Here is a 16,841-nt window from a genome sequence, read left to right on the forward strand (position 1 = left end):
CCATTGGCGGTCTCGGCGTCGGCCGAATGGTAGCCGGCGTCGAGACCGCCGTACCAACCGTTCGGATCGGCGGACGCGGCGCCGGCCGACAGGGCCAGGGCCCCGGCGGCGCTGGTCGCCAGAATGAAGGATTTAACGCGCATGGGTGGAAGCCCTCCGCAGCCCAAGGTGAATTTCTCACGGTGGCGCAAAAACCACCGCTTGCATCCTCATAACAGCCCCGCTCGCCGAGGTCGAGCCGGAGAAGCCGAACGATCGCGAGCGTGGCCATTCAGCTACAGCGGCCCGCCGGCGGGCCCGCTGGCCCGGCCCGATCAAGGTCCCCCGGGACCGGTCCAGGTCGCCCGCCCGGGCCGCAGGCGGGCTCAGCCGCCGCCGGTCCGGCTGGTCGCCTTTCCGGTCCCCTCGCAAACCGGGCAGGTCTCGCCCGAGGCCAGCGCGCCGGCCCCGAGGCATTCCGGACACAGGGCCGGATCGGGATGCTGGAGCGAGGCCCGGTCCGCCGGATCCGCGGGGGTCAGGTCCCGATCGTCTATGTCGTGCTCGTTCATCGAGGCGGAACGGGCGCACGGGGGTCCGGTTTCATGATGACACGGCCCGGGCTTGGCATTACGGACCCGCTGATGATGGATGAGACAGAACGGCAATCCGAAGAGCGCGGCTGGGACACCGCGAAGACCCTGGCCGAGGCCCTGCCCTACATCCAGATCTACGACCGCAAGACGGTGGTCATCAAATATGGCGGTCACGCCATGGGCGAGAGCGCCGTGGCGAAACAGTTCGCCGCCGACGTGGTGCTGCTGAAGCTGATGGGCGTGAACCCGGTCGTGGTCCACGGCGGCGGGCCGCAGATCAGCGCCATGCTCGACAAGGCGGGGGTCAGGTCCAGCTTCGTCGACGGCCTGCGCGTCACCGACGCCGACACCATGCAGGTGGCCGAGATGGTCCTGTCCGGCGCGGTCAACAAGGAGATCGCCCACTGGATCACCATGGCCGGGCGCGAGGCCGACGTGCGCGGCATCGGCCTGTCCGGCAAGGACGCCGGCCTGATGACGGTCGAGAAGACCCGCCGCACCAAGCGCGATCCCGACAGCATGATCGAGCACGAGGTCGATCTCGGCTTCGTCGGCGAACCGACCAGGGTCGATCCGAAGCTGGTCGTCCGGCTGCTGGAATCCGACGCCGACTGGGTGCCGGTCATCGCGCCGATCGGCGTGGCCGAGGACGGCCAGACCTTCAACGTCAACGCCGATACGGTGGCGGGGGCGCTGGCCGGCTCTCTCAAGGCCAAGCGCATGCTGCTCCTGACCGACGTGCCGGGAGTCAGGGGCGCGGACGGCGAGATCATCCGCCAGATGACCGTCGGCGAGGCCGCGAAGCTGATCGAGGACGGCGTCGCCGTCGGCGGCATGATCCCGAAATTGCAGACGGCCATCGCGGCCGTGCGCGACGGGGTCGAGGCGGTGGTCATCCTGGACGGCCGGCGTCCGCACGCCATGCTGGTGGAGCTGTTCACCGAACACGGCGCCGGCACGCTGGTGAAGGCCGAAGCATGACCGCCGAGCCGGTTCAGCCCACCGAGATCGGCGCCGAGCTGCGCCATGTGCGCAGCTGGATCTTCGACCTCGACGACACCCTGTATCCGCCCGAGCGGCAGATACTGAAACGGGTCAGCGCGCGCATCGGCCAGTTCATGGTGCGGGAGACGGGCTTGCCGCTGGAGGAGGCGCGGGCGCTGCAGAAACGCTATCTGCTGGACCATGGGGCCGCCCTCGGCGGCCTGATGAAGGACTACACCATCGACCCGGAGGCGTTCCTGGCCGAGGTCCACGACGTGCCGCTGGACGACCTCCAGCCCGACGAGGGCCTGCGGGCCGGCCTCGAGCGCCTCGAAGGGCCGCGCCACGTCTTCACCAACGGCTCGACCCGCCACGGCGAACGGGTGCTGGAGCAACTGGGAATCAGTGATCTGTTCGACGGCCTCTTCGCCGTGGAGCATGGCCGGCTGGTGCCGAAGCCGCATCCGGACACCTTCGCCCTGATGCTGGACCGGTTCGGCCTCGATCCGGCGACCGCCGCCTTTTTCGAGGACACGGCGCGCAATCTGGAGCACGCCAAGGAATTGGGCATGACCACCATCCTGGTGGGACCCCACGCCTTCGACGCCGAGGCGCCGTTCGTCGATCACCGGGCGGCCGCCCTCGGCCCCTTCCTCGCCACCGCCATCCTGCCGGGAGACCCGACATGACCGACCGCACCGATCTGGAGGCCGTGATCGAGGCGGCCTGGGAGGACCGGGCCAGGGTCTCGGCCTCGACCCACGGCGAGGTCCGCGCCGCGGTGGAGCAGGCCATCGAGATGCTGGACGCCGGTGAGGCGCGGGTCGCCTCGCGTGGGGAGGGCGGCGTCTGGACCACGCACCAGTGGCTGAAGAAGGCGGTGCTGCTGTCCTTCCGACTCAATGACAACGTCCTGGTGCGGGGCGGCGATCGCGGCGCGGCCAGCCACGCCCCCGGGATCGGGCCCTGGTGGGACAAGGTCCCCAACAAGTTCGGCGACTGGACCGCCAACCACTATAGCGACGCCGGCTTCCGTTCGGTCCCGGGCGCGATCGTGCGGCGGGGCGCCTTCATCGCCCGCAACGTGGTGCTGATGCCCAGTTTCGTGAACATCGGCGCCTATGTCGATGAAGGCTCGATGGTCGACGCCTGGGCCACGGTCGGCTCCTGCGCCCAGATCGGCAAGAACGTGCACCTGTCCGGCGGGGCCGGCATCGGCGGCGTGCTGGAGCCGCTGCAGGCCGGCCCGACCATCATCGAGGACAACTGCTTCATCGGGGCCCGGGCCGAGGTCGCCGAGGGCGTCATCGTCCGCGAGGGGGCGGTGCTGGCCATGGGCGTCTATCTGTCCGGCTCGACGAAGATCGTCGACCGGGCGACGGGCGAGGTGTTCCGCGGCGAGGTGCCGGCGTATTCGGTGGTGGTGCCGGGCAGCCTCCCCGACCCGAACGGCGGGCCAGCGCTGTATTGCGCGGTCATCGTCAAGCGCGTCGACGCGCAGACGCGGGCGAAGACCGGCGTCAACGAACTGCTGCGCGACTGATCAGCGGGCCGCCAGCCGCACCAGCTTGCCGTCGGTCTCGTCGGTGATCGCCCAGACCGCGCCGTCGGCGGCCACCGCCACGTCGCGGACCCGTTCGCCCAGACCGGTCAGCAGCCGCTCCTCGCCGACCACGCGGTCGTTCTCGATCACCAGCCGGGCGATGTGCTTCTCCTTCAGCGCCGCGACCAGCAGGTTTCCACGCCAGCCCGGGAACATGGCCCCGTCGTAGATGGCCATCCCGCCTGGCGCGATGACCGGATCCCAGTAATAGACCGGCTGTTCGGTCCCCTCGCGCGCCGTGACCCCGCCGTTGATCGGCCCGCCGCGGTATTCGACGCCATAGGCCACCTCGGGCCAGCCGTAGTTGAGCCCCGCGCGGTCCAGATTGACCTCGTCCCCGCCGCGCGCGCCGTGCTCGACGGTCCAGACGTCGCCGTTGTCGGCGATGGCGATCCCCTGGACATTGCGATGGCCCAGCGACCAGATTTCCGGCAGGGCTCCGGCGCGGCCGACGAAGGGATTGTCGTCCGGAACCGAGCCGTCGGCGTTGACGCGGATGGTCTTGCCCAGGTGCGAGCCCAGATCCTGGGCCTGGGGCCGCATCGGCGTGTCGGAACGCTCGCCCAGGGTGATGAACAGCCTGCCGTCGCCGGAGAAGGCCAGCGATGAGCCGAAATGCATGGTCCCGTCATAGACCGGCAGGGCGCGGAAGATGACCTGCACATCGTCGATCCGCGTCCCGTCGGGCGAGAGGCGGCCCCGGGCGACGGAGGTGGCGTTGCCGCCTTCGCGGGGTTCGGCATAGCTCCAGTAGATCAGCCGGTCCTGGCCGAAGCCGGGGCCGACCACGACGTCCAGAAGGCCGCCCTGGCCGCGCGCGTCCACCGCCGGCAGCCCCACGACCGGCTCGCCGACCTCGCCCCCGGCGGTGACGATCCGCAGCCGGCCGGGCCTTTCGGTGACCAGCCAGCGACCGTCCGGCAGCAGCGCCAGCCCCCAGGGTTCCTCCAGGCCCGAGGCGACCGTCGTATGGACCAGCGCCGTCTCGGTGCGGACGCCGGGCGCCCGGGTCTGACCGGGGAAGGCCGGCCGCTGCCCGACGCCGTTGGCGGGGCGGGTCTCGAGCGGCGCGCCCGTCGGCGCAGCGGCGCCGTCCTGGCCGTCGACGCCGCAGGCGGCGGCCAGCGCGAGGACGGCTACGGGGGCGGCGAGGGAGAACAGGCGCACGGCGATTTCCTGTGCAGTCGGTCGGTGACGGAGTGACCCGGTCAACCTTGGCGCCCTGGGCCCGGCGCGCAAGGCGGGATGTGACGCCAGCCGGCCCGGGACGGCTTGAATCCGCCTGCGCCCGCCTCTATAGGCACGCCTCTCCCGGCGGCCAGACCAGTTCCCGCCGGACCCGAGCGATCGGGGCTGGGTAGCTCAGCTGGTTAGAGCGGTGGATTCATAACCCACAGGTCGGCGGTTCGAGCCCGCCCCCAGCCACCACGCACCTTCCCCCTGCCCGGTCAAACCCCGGCGACGGCCGGCCCGCCCCGCCGTGATCGCGGCAACCCCTCAGGCGCAGGAGCGTTAACCGCCAAGGTTCCAAGCCGAAGGGGATTCATATGCGCATCCAGACCATCACCCTCGCCGCCGTCGCCGCCCTGGCGCTCGGCGCCGCCGCCTGCACACCGGCCGAGCAGCAGGAGGCCGAAGCCGATGCCGAGGTCGCGGGCGAAAAGGCCGGGGAAGTCGCCGCCGAAGCCGGGGAGGTGATCGAGTCCGGCGCCATGAAGGCGGCGCGGGCGGTCGAAGAGGGCGCGGGCAATGTCGCCGAGCGTCTGGAAGACAATCAGGCCGAGGCCGCCGCCGAGGGCCGTCCGGGCGCGGTCGATCCGGCCACGGACGAGCGAACACCCGCGAACTGAGACGGTCAGGCCCGCGCGGCCAGAAGCGCGTCGATCAGGGCCCGCGCCTCGGGGCTGGACCAGTCGGCCTCGCCCGAGAAATGCGCGCGGATGCGGCCCTGGCGGTCGAGCAACACGGTTTGCGGCATCTTGCCCTCGCCCGGAAGCTCGAACGGCAGCTGGAATTTCATGTCGCTGTACAGCGGCAGGGGTTCGTGCACGTCGATGAAGCTGCGGGCGTCGGCGAGGCCGTCGGCGGTGGCGTCGACATTGATCGGCAGGACCACGAGGTCCGTGCCGGCATAGGCCTGGGCCAGCCGGGCCAGGGTCGGCATCTCCGTGCGGCAGGGCGCGCACCACATGGCCCACAGGTTGACCACCACCACCTTGCCGCGGAAGTCGGCGAAGCGCGCCTCCGCGCCGTCGCGGGTCCTGAAGACGTAATCCGGCGCGGGAGCCAGGACCGCGGGGGTTTCCAGACGGGTCAGGGAGCCCCTGGCGAAGCGGGCCAGATCGCTCTTCGCCGGCGGCGCGGGCGCGGCGGCTTTGAAGAAGGCGTCGCGATTGGCGTATAGCAGCCCGGCGCCGACGATCACGCCGATCGCCAGCGCGCCCGCGATCGCCATTCCCGCCGCCTTCGAGCCCTTCATGACACAGCCTTCCCAACCCGCTCCCACAGTTAAGCCTTCTGCGAAGGCGGAAGGTCAAGACATGTGGGGCGGACGATTCTCGGCCCGGCCCGCCGACATCATGCAGGCGATCAACGTCTCGATCGGCGTCGACCGGCGGCTGTGGGCCCAGGACCTGGCCGGTTCGCGGGCGCATTGCCGTATGCTGGCCCGGCAGGGAGTCCTGACGGCGGCAGACGCCGACGCCATCCTGGGCGGACTGGACGCCATCGAGGCGGAGATGCGTGACGGGACCTTCCCGTTCCGCGACCGCTTCGAGGACATCCACATGAACGTCGAGGCGCGGCTGGCCGAGCTGATCGGCGAGCCGTCGGGCCGGCTGCACACCGCGCGCAGCCGCAACGACCAGGTGGCGACCGACTTCCGCCTGTGGGTGCGGGACGCCTGCGACGCGGCCGTGGACCAGCTCGAGGGCCTGCAGCGGGCCCTGCTGGCCCGGGCCGGGCAGCACGCCGGCGACCTGATGCCGGGCTTCACCCATCTGCAGCCGGCCCAGCCGGTGACCTTCGGCCACCATCTGATGGCCTATGTCGAGATGTTCGGGCGCGACGCCGGGCGGTTCGCCGACGCCCGGGCGCGGATGAACGAATGCCCGCTGGGGGCCGCGGCCCTGGCCGGCTCGCCCTTCCCCATCGACCGGCATATGACGGCGAAGGAGCTGGGCTTCGACCGGCCGATGGGCAATTCGCTGGACGCGGTCTCGGACCGTGATTTCGCCCTGGAGAGCCTGGCCGCCGCCTCGATCTGCGCCGGCCACCTGTCGCGCCTGGCCGAGGAGATCGTGGTCTGGATGACGCCGCAGTTCGGCTTCGTCTCCCTGCCCGACGACCTGACCACCGGCTCGTCGATCATGCCGCAGAAGCGCAATCCCGACGCCGCCGAACTGGTCCGGGCCAAGACCGGGCGGATCATGGGTTCGTTCGTGGCCCTGTCCACCGTCATGAAGGGCCTGCCGCTGGCCTATTCCAAGGACATGCAGGAGGACAAGCCGCCGGTGTTCGAGGCCTTCGACGCCCTGACCCTGGCGCTGGGGGCGATGACGGCGATGGTGTCGGCCCTTCAACCCGATGCGGAGCGGATGCGGGCGGCGGCGGGATCGGGCTTTTCGACCGCCACCGACCTGGCCGACTGGCTGGTGCGCGAGCTGAACCTGCCGTTCCGCAAGGCGCACCATGTCACGGGCGCGGCGGTGAAGCGGGCCGAGGCCCTGGGCGTGGATTTGTCGCAACTGCCGCTGGCCGAACTGCAATCGCTTGAGGCGGGCGTCACGGAAGCGGTTTACAAGGTGCTGACTCCCGAGGCTTCCTGCGCCAGCCGCCAGAGCTTCGGGGGCACGGCGCCGGAGCAGGTCCGCGCGCGCATCGCCGAGTGGAACACGCGTCTCGCGTAGAGGGATCAGGATGAAAAAACTCGTTCTTCCGGGCGTCGTCGCCCTGATCGCCGTCTCCGCCGCGGGATGCGGCCGGATGGCCGATCTGGAGGCCCCGCCCGCCAGGAGCACCGAGCGCAGCCTGCCGGACGGGCGCGGCCCCGGCCCGGTCGAACCCGCCACCGTCTACCGCCCGCCCAGCGAGGCGCCGATCGACGGCGGGCCCAGCTCGAACCCCTACGGCGGTTCGGGTTCCAGCCCGCGCTAGCGCCTTGCACCATTTCGACCGGATCGACGGCGCCCTCCATGCCGAGGCCGCGCCGCTGGAAGCCATTGCCGGGGCCGTCGGCACGCCGCTCTACGTCTATTCGACCGCCACCCTGACGCGGCACTACGGCCTGTTCCGCGAGGCCGTGGAGGCGCACCGGGCGGCGCTCGGGGAGGCCCTGATCGCCTTCGCCGTGAAGGCCAATTCCAACCTGTCGGTGCTGGCCACCCTGGCCCGGCTGGGCTGCGGCGCCGACACGGTTTCGGAGGGCGAGATCCGGCGGGCGCTGAAGGCGGGCGTACCCGGCCGGCGCATCGTCTTCTCCGGGGTGGGCAAGACCGACGCCGAGCTGGCCTTCGCCATCGACGCCGGGGTGCGCCAGATCAATGTCGAGAGCGCGGTCGAGCTGGACCGGCTGATCGCCGTGGCCGCCTCGAAGGGCGCGGCGCCGGAGATCGCCGTCCGGGTCAATCCGAAGATCGGGGCCGGAGGGCATGCGAAGATCACCACCGGCGGGGCGACCGACAAATTCGGCGTGCCGGCCGAGGAGGCGCCGGCCCTGTACGCCCGCGCCGCCGCCTCGCCGCATGTGACGCCGGTCGGGCTGGCCTGTCACATCGGCAGCCAGATCACCACGCTGGAGCCGCTGGAGGGGGCCTTCCGGGCCCTGCGCCAAATGACCCTGGCGCTGCGGGTCGAGGGGCTGGCGGTCAGCCGGCTCGATCTCGGCGGCGGCCTGGGCGTGCCCTATCACGGCCAGACCGATCTGCCCTCGATCGAGGCCTATGTCGGCATGGCCGCGCGGGTGCTGGAAGGGCTGGAGGTCGAGGCGGCCTTCGAGCCGGGCCGGCTGCTGGCCGCCAACGCCGGGGTGCTGCTGAGCCGGGTCGTCCAGGTCAACGCCCGCAGCGACGGCCGCCGCTTCCTGGTGCTGGACGCGGGCATGAACGACCTGATGCGGCCGGCCCTGTACGACGCCTTCCACGATGTGGTGGCCGTATGCGAGCGGGCGGGCGACACGGGGCCCTATGATCTGGTCGGGCCGATCTGCGAGTCGACCGACGTCTTCGCGCGGGAGCGGGTTCTGCCGCCGCTGGAGGCCGGGGATCTCGTGGCCTTCATGGGGGCCGGGGCCTATGGGGCGGTGCTGGCCAGCGAGTACAATTCGCGGCCGCTGGTCCCCGAGGTTCTGGTCGACGGCGACCGCTGGGCTGTGGTCAGGTCACGGCCCACCTATGACGAGATGTGGGCCCGGGAACCGGCGGCCGGCTGGCTGGGCTGAGCCGGTTTTCCACCCGGGTGAAATCCCGAAAAACGGTGTGGCGGAGTCGGCAGAGTCGGCAGGGTCTCCGAAAATTGGTGTGGCGGAGTCGGCAGAGTCTGCATCGGCGCGCCTCGGGCGGTGCGGCGGGGATTCGATTGTCAAAGACCGGCTGGCAGACCAACGGCGCATTATGCGCCCGCCGGCATATCCGGATGGAAGATTGGCTTTGGAATTGACTATGCGATTGGAAACGCGCGATATTTTCTGCTGAATCCGACTATGTTTTCGCGGATTGCCAGCACAGCGTCATGGCCCTTGAGAGCCAGGGTTCATCACAAAGGGCACAACGGATTCACAAAGGACACGACGGGGCCGGAGGGCCTGCGTCTTCCGTCAGGGAGACGCAAAGGAATCCGAATGGCGGGCAAGGGCCCGCGAAGGGTCGTGGGAGCTCGCGCCCGTCGTCTCCTCCGTGCCTTCGTCGTGTTCGTTGTGATGAACCGACCGGTCGCCGGGTGGAGAGAGCCGGCTCAATCCAAAGCGCAGATGTCCGGGAGACCGCGCAAGGTCCCCGCGTGGTCGAGGCCGTAGCCGACGAGGAAACGGTCGGGGGCCTCCCAGCCGACGAAGTCGGGCTCGGGCGCGCGCGGCAGGGGCCAGGGCTTGCGGGCGAAGACGCAGGTCAGCACCTCGGCGGCGCCGGCCTCCCTGGCGATGCGCACCGCCTCGGCCAGCGACAGGCCGGTGTCGAAGACGTCGTCGAGGATCAGCATCTTCCGCCCGGCGATCGGGCGCTGGAACGGGGCGTAGACGTCGATCCTGCCGCGGCTCTCCCTTTCATCGCCGTAGGAGGCCAGCCACAGGGCGTCGAAGCGGAGGTTGCGGCCGATCCGCGACAGGGCGCGGGTCAGGTCGGCGGCGAACCACAGGCCCCCGGTCAGCAGCACCGCCGCGACGGTCTCGTCGTCGGTGACCGGCGCGATCCGACGGGCCAGACCGGCGACGATCCGCGCCACCTCCGCCTCGGGAAGAAGGACGGTGAGGGTCGGTTGGTCAGCCATGCGAGGCGGATAGCGCCTCGGGACCCTGGGTGTCGATAGCCACGGGCACGGCGTCGACCGGCCGCATGTCGAGCGGCGCGGAGAGATCGGGCTCCAGGGCCGGACGCAGGCCGCCGGCCGCGGCGGCCGGCAGGGGCCGCGGGACCGGGGGCGCGGCGGCCGCACGGGCCGGGGCCGGCCTGTCCAGCACGAAGGCGACGCCGACGCCCTGGCCCTTGCCGCCGGGGTCGGGGATCACGGCGGCGAAGCCCTGGACCTTGCCCGGCAGGACCGGGGCCGCGTCGATGCGCACCACCGCGTGGCCGATTTCGGCCCCGTCGGCGTCCAGCAGGGCGACACGCACCGGCGGGGCGATGCGCTCCTCGTCGCGGACGTTCCTGAGCGCGCCCGAGACCAGCACCTTGCCGGGATCGTTCGGCGCCGCCCGGGCCGAGATCGCCTCGAACTCGAGACCGGTCGGGTTTACGGTCAGGCCGACGGCCGCGTAGGCGGCGGCGGCGCGGGGGGCGATCTCGACCACTTCGACGCGGAACAGCCAGGCGGCCGTCAACAGGGCGGCGAAGCCGGAGGCGATGCCGGCCCAGACGACCCCCTGGGCGGCGGCGCGGCGCAGGCGACGCTGCTGCTCGGCGCGGGCGCGGAAGGCGCGGGGCAGTTCCGGGGCCGGGGTCTCGGCCAGCGACTCGGCGGCGTCGGCCGGCTCGTCGCGGCGCGCTCCGGCGGCGGCGGCCGGCGACGCGGCCGACAGCTCCAGCGGCTCCTCGAGGGTGGCGCGCCAGGTGTGGCGGCAGCCCTTGCAGCGCACGGTGCGGCCGCCGGGGCCGATCACCTCGTCGGGGGTGAAATAGCTGGTGGCGCAGGACGGGCAGGTCAGTATCATGTGCGCTGACTGAGAGGCGTTCCGCCCCCTCCCGTCGCGGCCTCGCAGCCGCGTCCTGACCCAAAAATCGATGCCCGTTCAGCCCCGCCGCGCCGCCTCGACCGACTCCGCGACCGACACCGTCCGCCTCGAGGGCGTGAGCTTCGGCTATGCGGGCGGCCCGAGCGTGCTGCGGGACGTTAACCTCATATTGCGCGCGGGCTCTTTCCACTTCCTTACCGGGCCGTCGGGGGCGGGGAAGACGACGCTGCTGAGCCTGCTGACCCTGGCCCGCCGGCCGACCGGCGGGCGGCTGGAGCTGTTCGGAGAGGAGGCGAGCGGCCCGCCGCGGTCGGCCCTGCCCGGTTTCCGGCGGCGCATGGGGGTGGTGTTCCAGGACTTCCGCCTGCTCGACCATCTGTCGGCCTTCGACAATGTCGCCCTGCCGCTGCGGCTGGCGGGGACGGGCCGGGAGGCCTGGGCGGCCGACGTCGAGGAGATGCTGGACTGGGTCGGGCTCGGCGAGCGCATGAACGACCGCCCGCCGACCCTGTCGGGCGGCGAGAAACAGCGGCTGTCGATCGCCCGCGCCGTGGTGACCCGCCCCGAGCTGATTCTCGCCGACGAGCCGACCGGCAGCGTCGACGCCGCCATGGGCGGGCGGCTGCTGAAGCTGTTCCAGTCGCTGAACCGGCTGGGGACGACGGTGCTGATCGCCAGCCACGACGAGGCGCTGGCGGCGGCCTCCGGGGCCAGGGTGCTGCGGCTCGACGGCGGCCGGCTGCGCGGGGGATCGACATGATCGGCCGGTGGACCGACGGGCTGACGGCCCGACGCGCGCCGATCCTGCCGCGCGACGGCGGCGGCGAGCCGTGGCTGGCGGCGGTGATCGCGGTGCTGTGCTTCCTCGCCTGCCTGTCGGCGGTCGGGGCGGTCGCGGCGGACCGGGCGGCGCACGGCTGGGCCCGGCAATTGGGCAGCGAGGCGACGGTGCAGGTGCGCCCCCGGGTCGACGAGACCGGAGCCGAGGCCGCCGCCCGGGCGGCGCAGACGCTCGCCGGGGTCGAGGGCGTCGAGGAGGCCGAGGCGATGGACCGCGAGACCGCCGAGGCCCTGCTGCGCCCCTGGGTCGGGACCGCCATCCTGCCCGACCTGCCGCTGCCCCACCTGGTCACGGTGCGGCTGGACCCGGAGGCGCCGGCCAGCCCGGTCAGCCTGGGCCGGGCCCTCGCCGAGGCGGGGGTCGACGCCACCGTCGACGACCACAGCCTGTGGCGCGGCGAGGTCGAGCGTTCCGCGGCCCTGATCACCGCCCTCGCCGCCGCCGCCTTTCTGCTCACCGCCGGGGCGGCCGCGGCGGCCATCGTCTATGCGACCCAGGCGGGGATGGCGGCGCAGCGGACGGTGATCGAGACCCTGAGCCTGAACGGCGCCTCGGACGGGCGGATCGCCGGCCTCTACCAGACCCGCTACGCCCTGCTGGCGGCCGGGGCCGGGGCGGCCGGGGCGGCGGCGGCCATGGTCCTGATGGCGGGGCTGCGGTTCCTCGGCGGCGCCGAGGGCGTCACCCCCGCCCTGCCGGTGGCGTGGGCCGACGTGCTGATGCTCTCGCCATGTCCGCTGCTGGCCGCTACGGTGGCGCTTGTCGCGGCGCGGACGACCGCGCTGGCGCGGTTGCGGGCCGATCGCTAGGTTAAAGCCATGAAGTTTCTCACCTTCATCGCCATTGTCGCGGTCATCTGGCTGGTCGGCCTGTTCGCCTTCGCCGACCGGGTGCGCGGCTATACGCCCGCCGCCGAGCCGGCGCGGGCCGACGCCATCGTGGCCCTGACCGGACCCTCGGCCGAACGGGTCAACGCCGCCATCCGCCTGCTGGAACAGGACAAGGGCAAGCGGGTGCTGATCTCCGGCGTCAACCGCGAGGTCCGCCGTCAGGAATTGCGCGCCCTGACCCCGGGCTCGAGCAAGCTGTTCAACTGCTGCGTCGATCTCGGCTTCGAGGCCGAGGACACCATCGGCAACGCCCAGGAGATCGCCGCCTGGGCCGAGGCCAAGGGCTATGACAGCCTGATCGTGGTGACCTCCGACTATCACATGCCGCGCGCCCTGACCGAGATCCGGGCGGCCTCGCCGGAGCTCGAACTGACCCCCTATGCGGTGGAGACCCCGTCGCTCGACGATTCGCGCTGGTGGCGGGCGGCGGTGACGGCCCGGCGGATGACGCTGGAATATATGAAATATCTCGCCGCCCTGGGCCGGGCCCTGGTCGGCGAGAGCGGCGGGCGCGCCGCCGACGGGGCCGGAGCGCCGGCCGGAAAGGCCGCCTGAGGTGACGGCCCTGCGGTCGCTGCTCTTCGTCGCCTGGCTCTATCTGTCGATGGCCCTGTTCGCGGTCGGCCTGTCGCCGGCGCTGCTGCTGCCGCACCGCTACGCCATGGGGGTGATCCGCGGCTGGTCCCGCTTCTGCCTGTTCGGCCTGCGCTGGATCGCCGGGGTGAAGGTCGAGTTCCGCGGGCTGGAGCACCGGCCGACGGGCGCCGCCCTGGTCGCCGGCAAGCACCAGAGCATGCTTGACGTGATCGCGCCGTGGCTGATCCTGCCGGACAACTGTTTCATCATGAAGAAGGAGCTGCGGCCCCTGCCCTTCTTCGGCTGGTTCGCCTGGAAGACCGGGATGATCGCGGTCGACCGGGCGGCGCACTCCAGGGCGCTGAAGGACATGGTGCGGCAGGCGCGGACGCGCTTCGCCGAGGGGCGGCAGATCCTGATCTTCCCGGAGGGGACCCGCACGCCGGTGGGCGCGGCGCCGGACTACAAGCCGGGCATCGCGGCGCTGTACCGCGACCTCGACTGCCCGTGCACGCCGATGGCGACCAATTCGGGCGTCCACTGGCCGGCGCACGGGTTCCGGAGATATCCGGGGACGGTGGTCTATCAGTTCCTGCCGGCGATCCCGGCGGGGCTGAAGCGGACGGAATTCATGAGCGAGCTGGAGGCGCGGATCGAGGGGGCGTCGGGGGCGCTGCTCGGACGCATTTCCTAGAGACCGAAATCCTCCCGGAACCGTTCGATCTGATGCATCCGCTGGTGCAGGATCGTGACGATGCCGATGTCGCCATCGGACAGGCGGCGCCAGTAGACTAGGTGCGTCTCGTACCGGAAGACATAGCTGTCGACGCCGAATTCGGCGGGGACGGGCCGGGAGGTCACACCATGGGTCTCGATGCGATCGAAGGCGTCGAAAAGACCGGTGACATAGCGGTCCGCCTGGGCCTCGCCCCAGCGGTCGCGCGTGTAGCGGTAGATGTCGTCGAGACGGTGCGAGGCCGCCTGCTGGACGCGGACCGCCATCCGGTCAGGACCGGTTGCGCGCGATGACCTCGGCCGCCGTCAGCGGGACATAGGACGATTCCGGAGCGGCGAAGGCATGGGTCAGCTCGGCCTTCAGGCGGTCGAAGGTTTCCTGCTCACGGCGCTCCTTGTCACGCCGGATGAGATCGCGGACATATTCGCTGATGTTCTCATAGGCTCCGTCTTCACCGACGTTCGAGCCCACGAAGTCGCTCAGGGCGCCGCTGAGGCGGACGGTCATGGTGGTGGTGCGGGACAAGGCGGTCTCCTTTTCCTGTCTTCAAGATACGCAATATTGAAGACCAAGCAAGCCTAACGCAGCCTCTCCCACGCCAGCGCATACACCTTGTCCCGTCCCAGGGCGGCGGCCATCGGCGGCTCGCTGAACAGGCCGGCGATGGCCGGGTCGCGCACGTCCAGCCCGCCGGTGAAGGCGCCGAAGGCGGGGAGGACGGCGCGGCGGCCGTCGGTGACGAAACAGGGGCGGCGGACGCCGCGGCCGTGGGCGGCGACGCGGGCGGCGGGGTGGAGGTGGCCAGCGATCTCGCCCGGCTGCGCCCCCGGCCGCGGCGCGTGGATCAGGCGCAGGGCGCCGAGGGACAGGGTCTCGACCACCTCGCCGGGGAGGTGGTCGATAGAGCCGGCGAGGGCGGCGATGTCGTGGTTGCCCTCCAGCCAGATCCAGTCGCGGCCCGCGGCCAGCCGGTCGAGCCGGGCCTTGTCCGATTCCGCCATCCGGCCGATCGAGTTCGCGTCATGGAAGCTGTCGCCGAGCAGGACCACGGTCGCGGGCCGCAGGGCGTCGACCTCGGCCTCGAGCCGGTCGAGGGTGGCGCGGCTGTCGTAGGGGGGCAGCATCTGGCCGCGGGCGGCGAAGGCCGAGCCCTTCTCAAGGTGCAGGTCGGCGGCGATCAGGGCGCGGTGGGCGATGACCCACAGCGCGCCCGAGCCGCGCAGCACGCAGGGCTCGCCCTCGATGCGGACCCGCAGGCCGCCGCTGGGGCAGCGGGCGGGGGACAGGGCCTGACGCAGGGCGGCGTTCACGGGACACCCCTGAAAAGCCCTCCCCCTCGACGGGGGAGGGTTGGGTGGGGGTGGAGCCCGGGTGTTCGCGGATGAAGCGCGGGAGGCTGTCTGGAAGAAGGCGGCGCCCACGCGCGCGCGCTCGGGACCAGCCTGCAAGCACCCCCATCCCCGGCCCTTCCCCCGTCGAGGGGGAAGGGAGATGTGTTGGCGGTCCCCTGGGTCATTGGGCGGCCCTCATTGCATCCGGGGCCTCGCCCATGACCTCGGCGATCAGCTCGGCCTCGTCGAAGCCATAGGCGCTGGCGGCGAGGATCATCTCGGCCGCCTGGCCGCCGCCGACGCGCTCGCGGCCGATCTGGACCAGGACGGGGACGCAGAAGGGCGAGGGGCGTTCCAGATGCATATGTTTGATGTGGCCCCGGATACGGGCCAGCAGCTGGCCCAGGCGGGCGACGTCGAGCAGGCCGGCGGCCGCATCGGCGCGGGCGGTCCTGAGCAGCAGGTGGTCGGGCTGGTGGCGGCGCAGCACGTCATGGATCAGGTCGGTCGAGAAGGTCACCTGCCGGCCGGTCTTCTCGTTCCCCGGCTGGCGTTTCTCGATCAGGCCCGAGATCAGGGCGCAATTGCGAAAAGCGCGCTTCATCATGAAGCTCTCCTCCAGCCAGCTTTCCAGATCGTCGCCCAGCATGTCGGGCTCGAACAGGGCGTCGAGGTCGAGCCCGTCCATCGGCCGGATCGACCAGACGGCCAGCGAATAGTCGGTGACGACGAAGCCCAGCGGGCCGACCCCGAGCCGGTCCAGCCGGCGGGTCAGCAGCATGCACAGGGCGCCGTGGGCCAGCCCTCCGGCGAAGGGGTAGGCGACGAGGAAGTGGCGGCTGCCGCGCGGGAAGGTCTCGACCAGCAGGGTTTCGGCGTCGGGGATGGCGGACTTCGCCGCCTGCAGCTCGAGCCACTCCCGCACGTCGGGGGGCAGGACGCGCCAGTGGTCGCGGTCCTCGATCATGGCCCTGACCCGGTCGGCCAGGGAGCGCGACAAGGGGAATTTGGAGCCGCCCCAGGAGGGGATTTTCGGATCCCTGTCCTGGGCGTGGACGACCAGGGCGTCCATGCCGGCGATGGCCTGGAAGGCCCAGACCTGGCCGGCGAAGACGAAGGTGTCGCCGGGGGTCATCGGCTCGAAATAGGTCTCCTCGGCCTCGCCGACCTTGCGGCCGCCGATCAGCCGCTGGCCCCGGCGCGCGGCGACGCGGACGTTCAGCGTCGCCGCCGTCACGATGGCGCCGACGTTCATGCGGTGGCGCTGGGCCGTCGCCGCATTGCGCACCTTCCACTTCCCGTCCCGCGTCCGCACGATCCGCGCGAACCGCTCATAGGTGCGCAGGGCGTAGCCCCCGGTGGCGACCAGATCGACCACCTCCTCGAACTGTTCCCGGGTCAGGCCGCGATAGGGGCCGCAGCCGGTTATTTCCGTATACAGATCATCCAGAGCGAAGGGTTCCGAACAGGCGCAGCCCATGACGTGCTGGGCGAGCGTATCGAGCGTGCCGGTATGGACCGGCTCCCAGTCGAAGGCGTTCTCGGCCACCGCCTCGCGGGCGGCCTGGCATTCGAGCATCTCGAACCGGCTGGCCGGGACCATCAGGGCGCGCGACGGCTCGTCGAGGCGGTGGTTGGCGCGGCCGATGCGCTGGACCAGGCGGCTGGCCCCCTTCGGCGCGGCCAGCTGGATGACCAGATCGACGTCGCCCCAGTCGATGCCGAGGTCCAGCGTCGAGGTGCAGACCACGGCGCGCAGGTCGCCGCGCGCCATGGCCGCCTCGACCTTGCGCCGCTGTTCGGCGGCGAGGGAGCCGTGGTGCAGGGCGATGGCGAGGTCGTCGTCATTGATGGCCCACAGCCGCTGGAAGACGAATTCGGCCTGCCAGCGGGTGTTGACGAAGATCAGGCTCATGCCCGACCG

General features: G+C 71.5%; 20 protein-coding genes and 1 tRNA gene. 12 read left to right on the forward strand and 9 right to left on the reverse strand.

The window, feature by feature from the left end:
* Positions 1-365: 365 nt before the first annotated feature.
* Positions 366-551, reverse strand: coding sequence for a hypothetical protein (locus tag Q0588_RS10740; RefSeq protein WP_298745945.1), 186 nt, complete (start codon positions 549-551; stop codon positions 366-368).
* A 75-nt stretch (positions 552-626) separates the two neighbouring features.
* On the opposite strand from Q0588_RS10740, the gene argB reads away from it, so the two are divergent.
* The 3 genes from argB to dapD are packed head-to-tail and all read left to right on the forward strand — an operon-like array spanning position 627 to position 3,102.
* The gene (gene argB, locus Q0588_RS10745; protein ID WP_298745964.1) at positions 627-1,556 is read left to right on the forward strand and encodes an acetylglutamate kinase; all 930 of its coding nucleotides are present in this window, start codon (positions 627-629) and stop codon (positions 1,554-1,556) included.
* On the forward strand, positions 1,553-2,248 hold the full coding sequence (locus Q0588_RS10750) for a pyrimidine 5'-nucleotidase (RefSeq protein WP_298745946.1): 696 nt from the start codon (positions 1,553-1,555) through the stop codon (positions 2,246-2,248). Before argB ends, Q0588_RS10750 begins: the two co-directional genes overlap by 4 nt.
* Positions 2,245-3,102: a 2,3,4,5-tetrahydropyridine-2,6-dicarboxylate N-succinyltransferase gene (gene dapD, locus Q0588_RS10755; RefSeq protein ID WP_298745947.1), complete on the forward strand. Its 858-nt coding sequence runs from the start codon at positions 2,245-2,247 to the stop codon at positions 3,100-3,102. The genes Q0588_RS10750 and dapD overlap by 4 nt, the downstream gene beginning before the upstream one ends.
* Here dapD and Q0588_RS10760 read toward each other — a convergent pair whose 3' ends face one another.
* A complete protein-coding gene (locus tag Q0588_RS10760; RefSeq protein ID WP_298745948.1) occupies positions 3,103-4,329 on the reverse strand; it encodes a PQQ-dependent sugar dehydrogenase in 1,227 nt (408 codons plus the stop codon).
* 184 nt (positions 4,330-4,513) lie between these two features.
* Between Q0588_RS10760 and Q0588_RS10765 the strand changes: the two genes are divergently transcribed.
* Positions 4,514-4,590: transfer RNA gene (locus Q0588_RS10765), tRNA-Met, on the forward strand.
* A gap of 119 nt (positions 4,591-4,709) precedes the next feature.
* The gene (locus Q0588_RS10770) at positions 4,710-5,012 is read left to right on the forward strand and encodes a hypothetical protein (protein WP_298745949.1); all 303 of its coding nucleotides are present in this window, start codon (positions 4,710-4,712) and stop codon (positions 5,010-5,012) included.
* A gap of 5 nt (positions 5,013-5,017) precedes the next feature.
* Here the strand turns inward: Q0588_RS10770 and Q0588_RS10775 are convergent, their stop codons facing one another.
* Complete coding sequence (locus tag Q0588_RS10775; RefSeq protein ID WP_298745950.1) at positions 5,018-5,641, reverse strand: TlpA disulfide reductase family protein; 624 nt, start codon at positions 5,639-5,641, stop codon at positions 5,018-5,020.
* Between the two features lie 61 nt (positions 5,642-5,702).
* On the opposite strand from Q0588_RS10775, the gene argH reads away from it, so the two are divergent.
* From argH to lysA, 3 genes are read left to right on the forward strand one after another with little or no spacing between them, the layout of a single operon-like run.
* Positions 5,703-7,070, forward strand: coding sequence for an argininosuccinate lyase (gene argH, locus Q0588_RS10780; RefSeq protein ID WP_298745951.1), 1,368 nt, complete (start codon positions 5,703-5,705; stop codon positions 7,068-7,070).
* Positions 7,071-7,080: 10 nt separating this feature from the next.
* Positions 7,081-7,317 (forward strand): hypothetical protein, encoded by a 237-nt coding sequence (locus Q0588_RS10785; protein WP_298745952.1) that lies wholly within the window; start codon positions 7,081-7,083, stop codon positions 7,315-7,317.
* Positions 7,318-7,321: 4 nt separating this feature from the next.
* A complete protein-coding gene (gene lysA, locus Q0588_RS10790) occupies positions 7,322-8,599 on the forward strand; it encodes a diaminopimelate decarboxylase (RefSeq protein ID WP_298745953.1) in 1,278 nt (425 codons plus the stop codon).
* A 512-nt stretch (positions 8,600-9,111) separates the two neighbouring features.
* On the opposite strand, the gene Q0588_RS10795 is transcribed toward lysA, so the two are convergent.
* Both Q0588_RS10795 and Q0588_RS10800 read right to left on the reverse strand, forming a co-directional pair.
* Entirely contained in the window at positions 9,112-9,642 is a 531-nt protein-coding gene (locus Q0588_RS10795) for a phosphoribosyltransferase family protein (protein ID WP_298745954.1), read from the reverse strand.
* Entirely contained in the window at positions 9,635-10,522 is an 888-nt protein-coding gene (locus Q0588_RS10800; RefSeq protein ID WP_298745955.1) for an MJ0042-type zinc finger domain-containing protein, read from the reverse strand. The genes Q0588_RS10795 and Q0588_RS10800 overlap by 8 nt, the downstream gene beginning before the upstream one ends.
* A gap of 70 nt (positions 10,523-10,592) precedes the next feature.
* Here Q0588_RS10800 and Q0588_RS10805 point away from each other — a divergent pair, with 70 nt between their 5' ends.
* Genes Q0588_RS10805 through Q0588_RS10820 form a run of 4 tightly spaced genes read left to right on the forward strand, consistent with a single transcriptional unit; the run spans position 10,593 to position 13,544 of the window.
* Positions 10,593-11,303 (forward strand): ATP-binding cassette domain-containing protein, encoded by a 711-nt coding sequence (locus tag Q0588_RS10805; RefSeq protein WP_298745956.1) that lies wholly within the window; start codon positions 10,593-10,595, stop codon positions 11,301-11,303.
* Entirely contained in the window at positions 11,300-12,193 is an 894-nt protein-coding gene (locus tag Q0588_RS10810; RefSeq protein ID WP_298745957.1) for an ABC transporter permease, read from the forward strand. Before Q0588_RS10805 ends, Q0588_RS10810 begins: the two co-directional genes overlap by 4 nt.
* Positions 12,194-12,202: 9 nt before the next feature.
* Entirely contained in the window at positions 12,203-12,829 is a 627-nt protein-coding gene (locus tag Q0588_RS10815) for a YdcF family protein (RefSeq protein WP_298745958.1), read from the forward strand.
* Position 12,830: 1 nt separating this feature from the next.
* Complete coding sequence (locus Q0588_RS10820) at positions 12,831-13,544, forward strand: lysophospholipid acyltransferase family protein (protein WP_298745959.1); 714 nt, start codon at positions 12,831-12,833, stop codon at positions 13,542-13,544.
* On the opposite strand, the gene Q0588_RS10825 is transcribed toward Q0588_RS10820, so the two are convergent.
* From Q0588_RS10825 to Q0588_RS10840, 4 genes are all read right to left on the reverse strand, one after another.
* Positions 13,541-13,852, reverse strand: a complete 312-nt coding sequence (locus Q0588_RS10825) for a type II toxin-antitoxin system RelE/ParE family toxin (protein WP_298745960.1) — start codon at positions 13,850-13,852, stop codon at positions 13,541-13,543. The two genes, Q0588_RS10820 and Q0588_RS10825, sit on opposite strands and share 4 nt — an antisense overlap.
* 4 nt (positions 13,853-13,856) lie before the next feature.
* Positions 13,857-14,111 carry an addiction module antitoxin gene (locus Q0588_RS10830; RefSeq protein ID WP_298745961.1) on the reverse strand — a complete coding sequence of 85 codons (255 nt, stop codon included), beginning with the start codon at positions 14,109-14,111 and terminating at the stop codon, positions 13,857-13,859.
* A gap of 53 nt (positions 14,112-14,164) precedes the next feature.
* Complete coding sequence (pdeM, locus tag Q0588_RS10835; RefSeq protein WP_298745962.1) at positions 14,165-14,896, reverse strand: ligase-associated DNA damage response endonuclease PdeM; 732 nt, start codon at positions 14,894-14,896, stop codon at positions 14,165-14,167.
* Positions 14,897-15,098: 202 nt separating this feature from the next.
* On the reverse strand, positions 15,099-16,841 hold a 1,743-nt coding region (locus tag Q0588_RS10840; RefSeq protein WP_298745963.1), incomplete at its 5' end, for a helicase-related protein.

This window comes from uncultured Brevundimonas sp. (genome assembly GCF_937870815.1).
Classification (GTDB): domain Bacteria; phylum Pseudomonadota; class Alphaproteobacteria; order Caulobacterales; family Caulobacteraceae; genus Brevundimonas.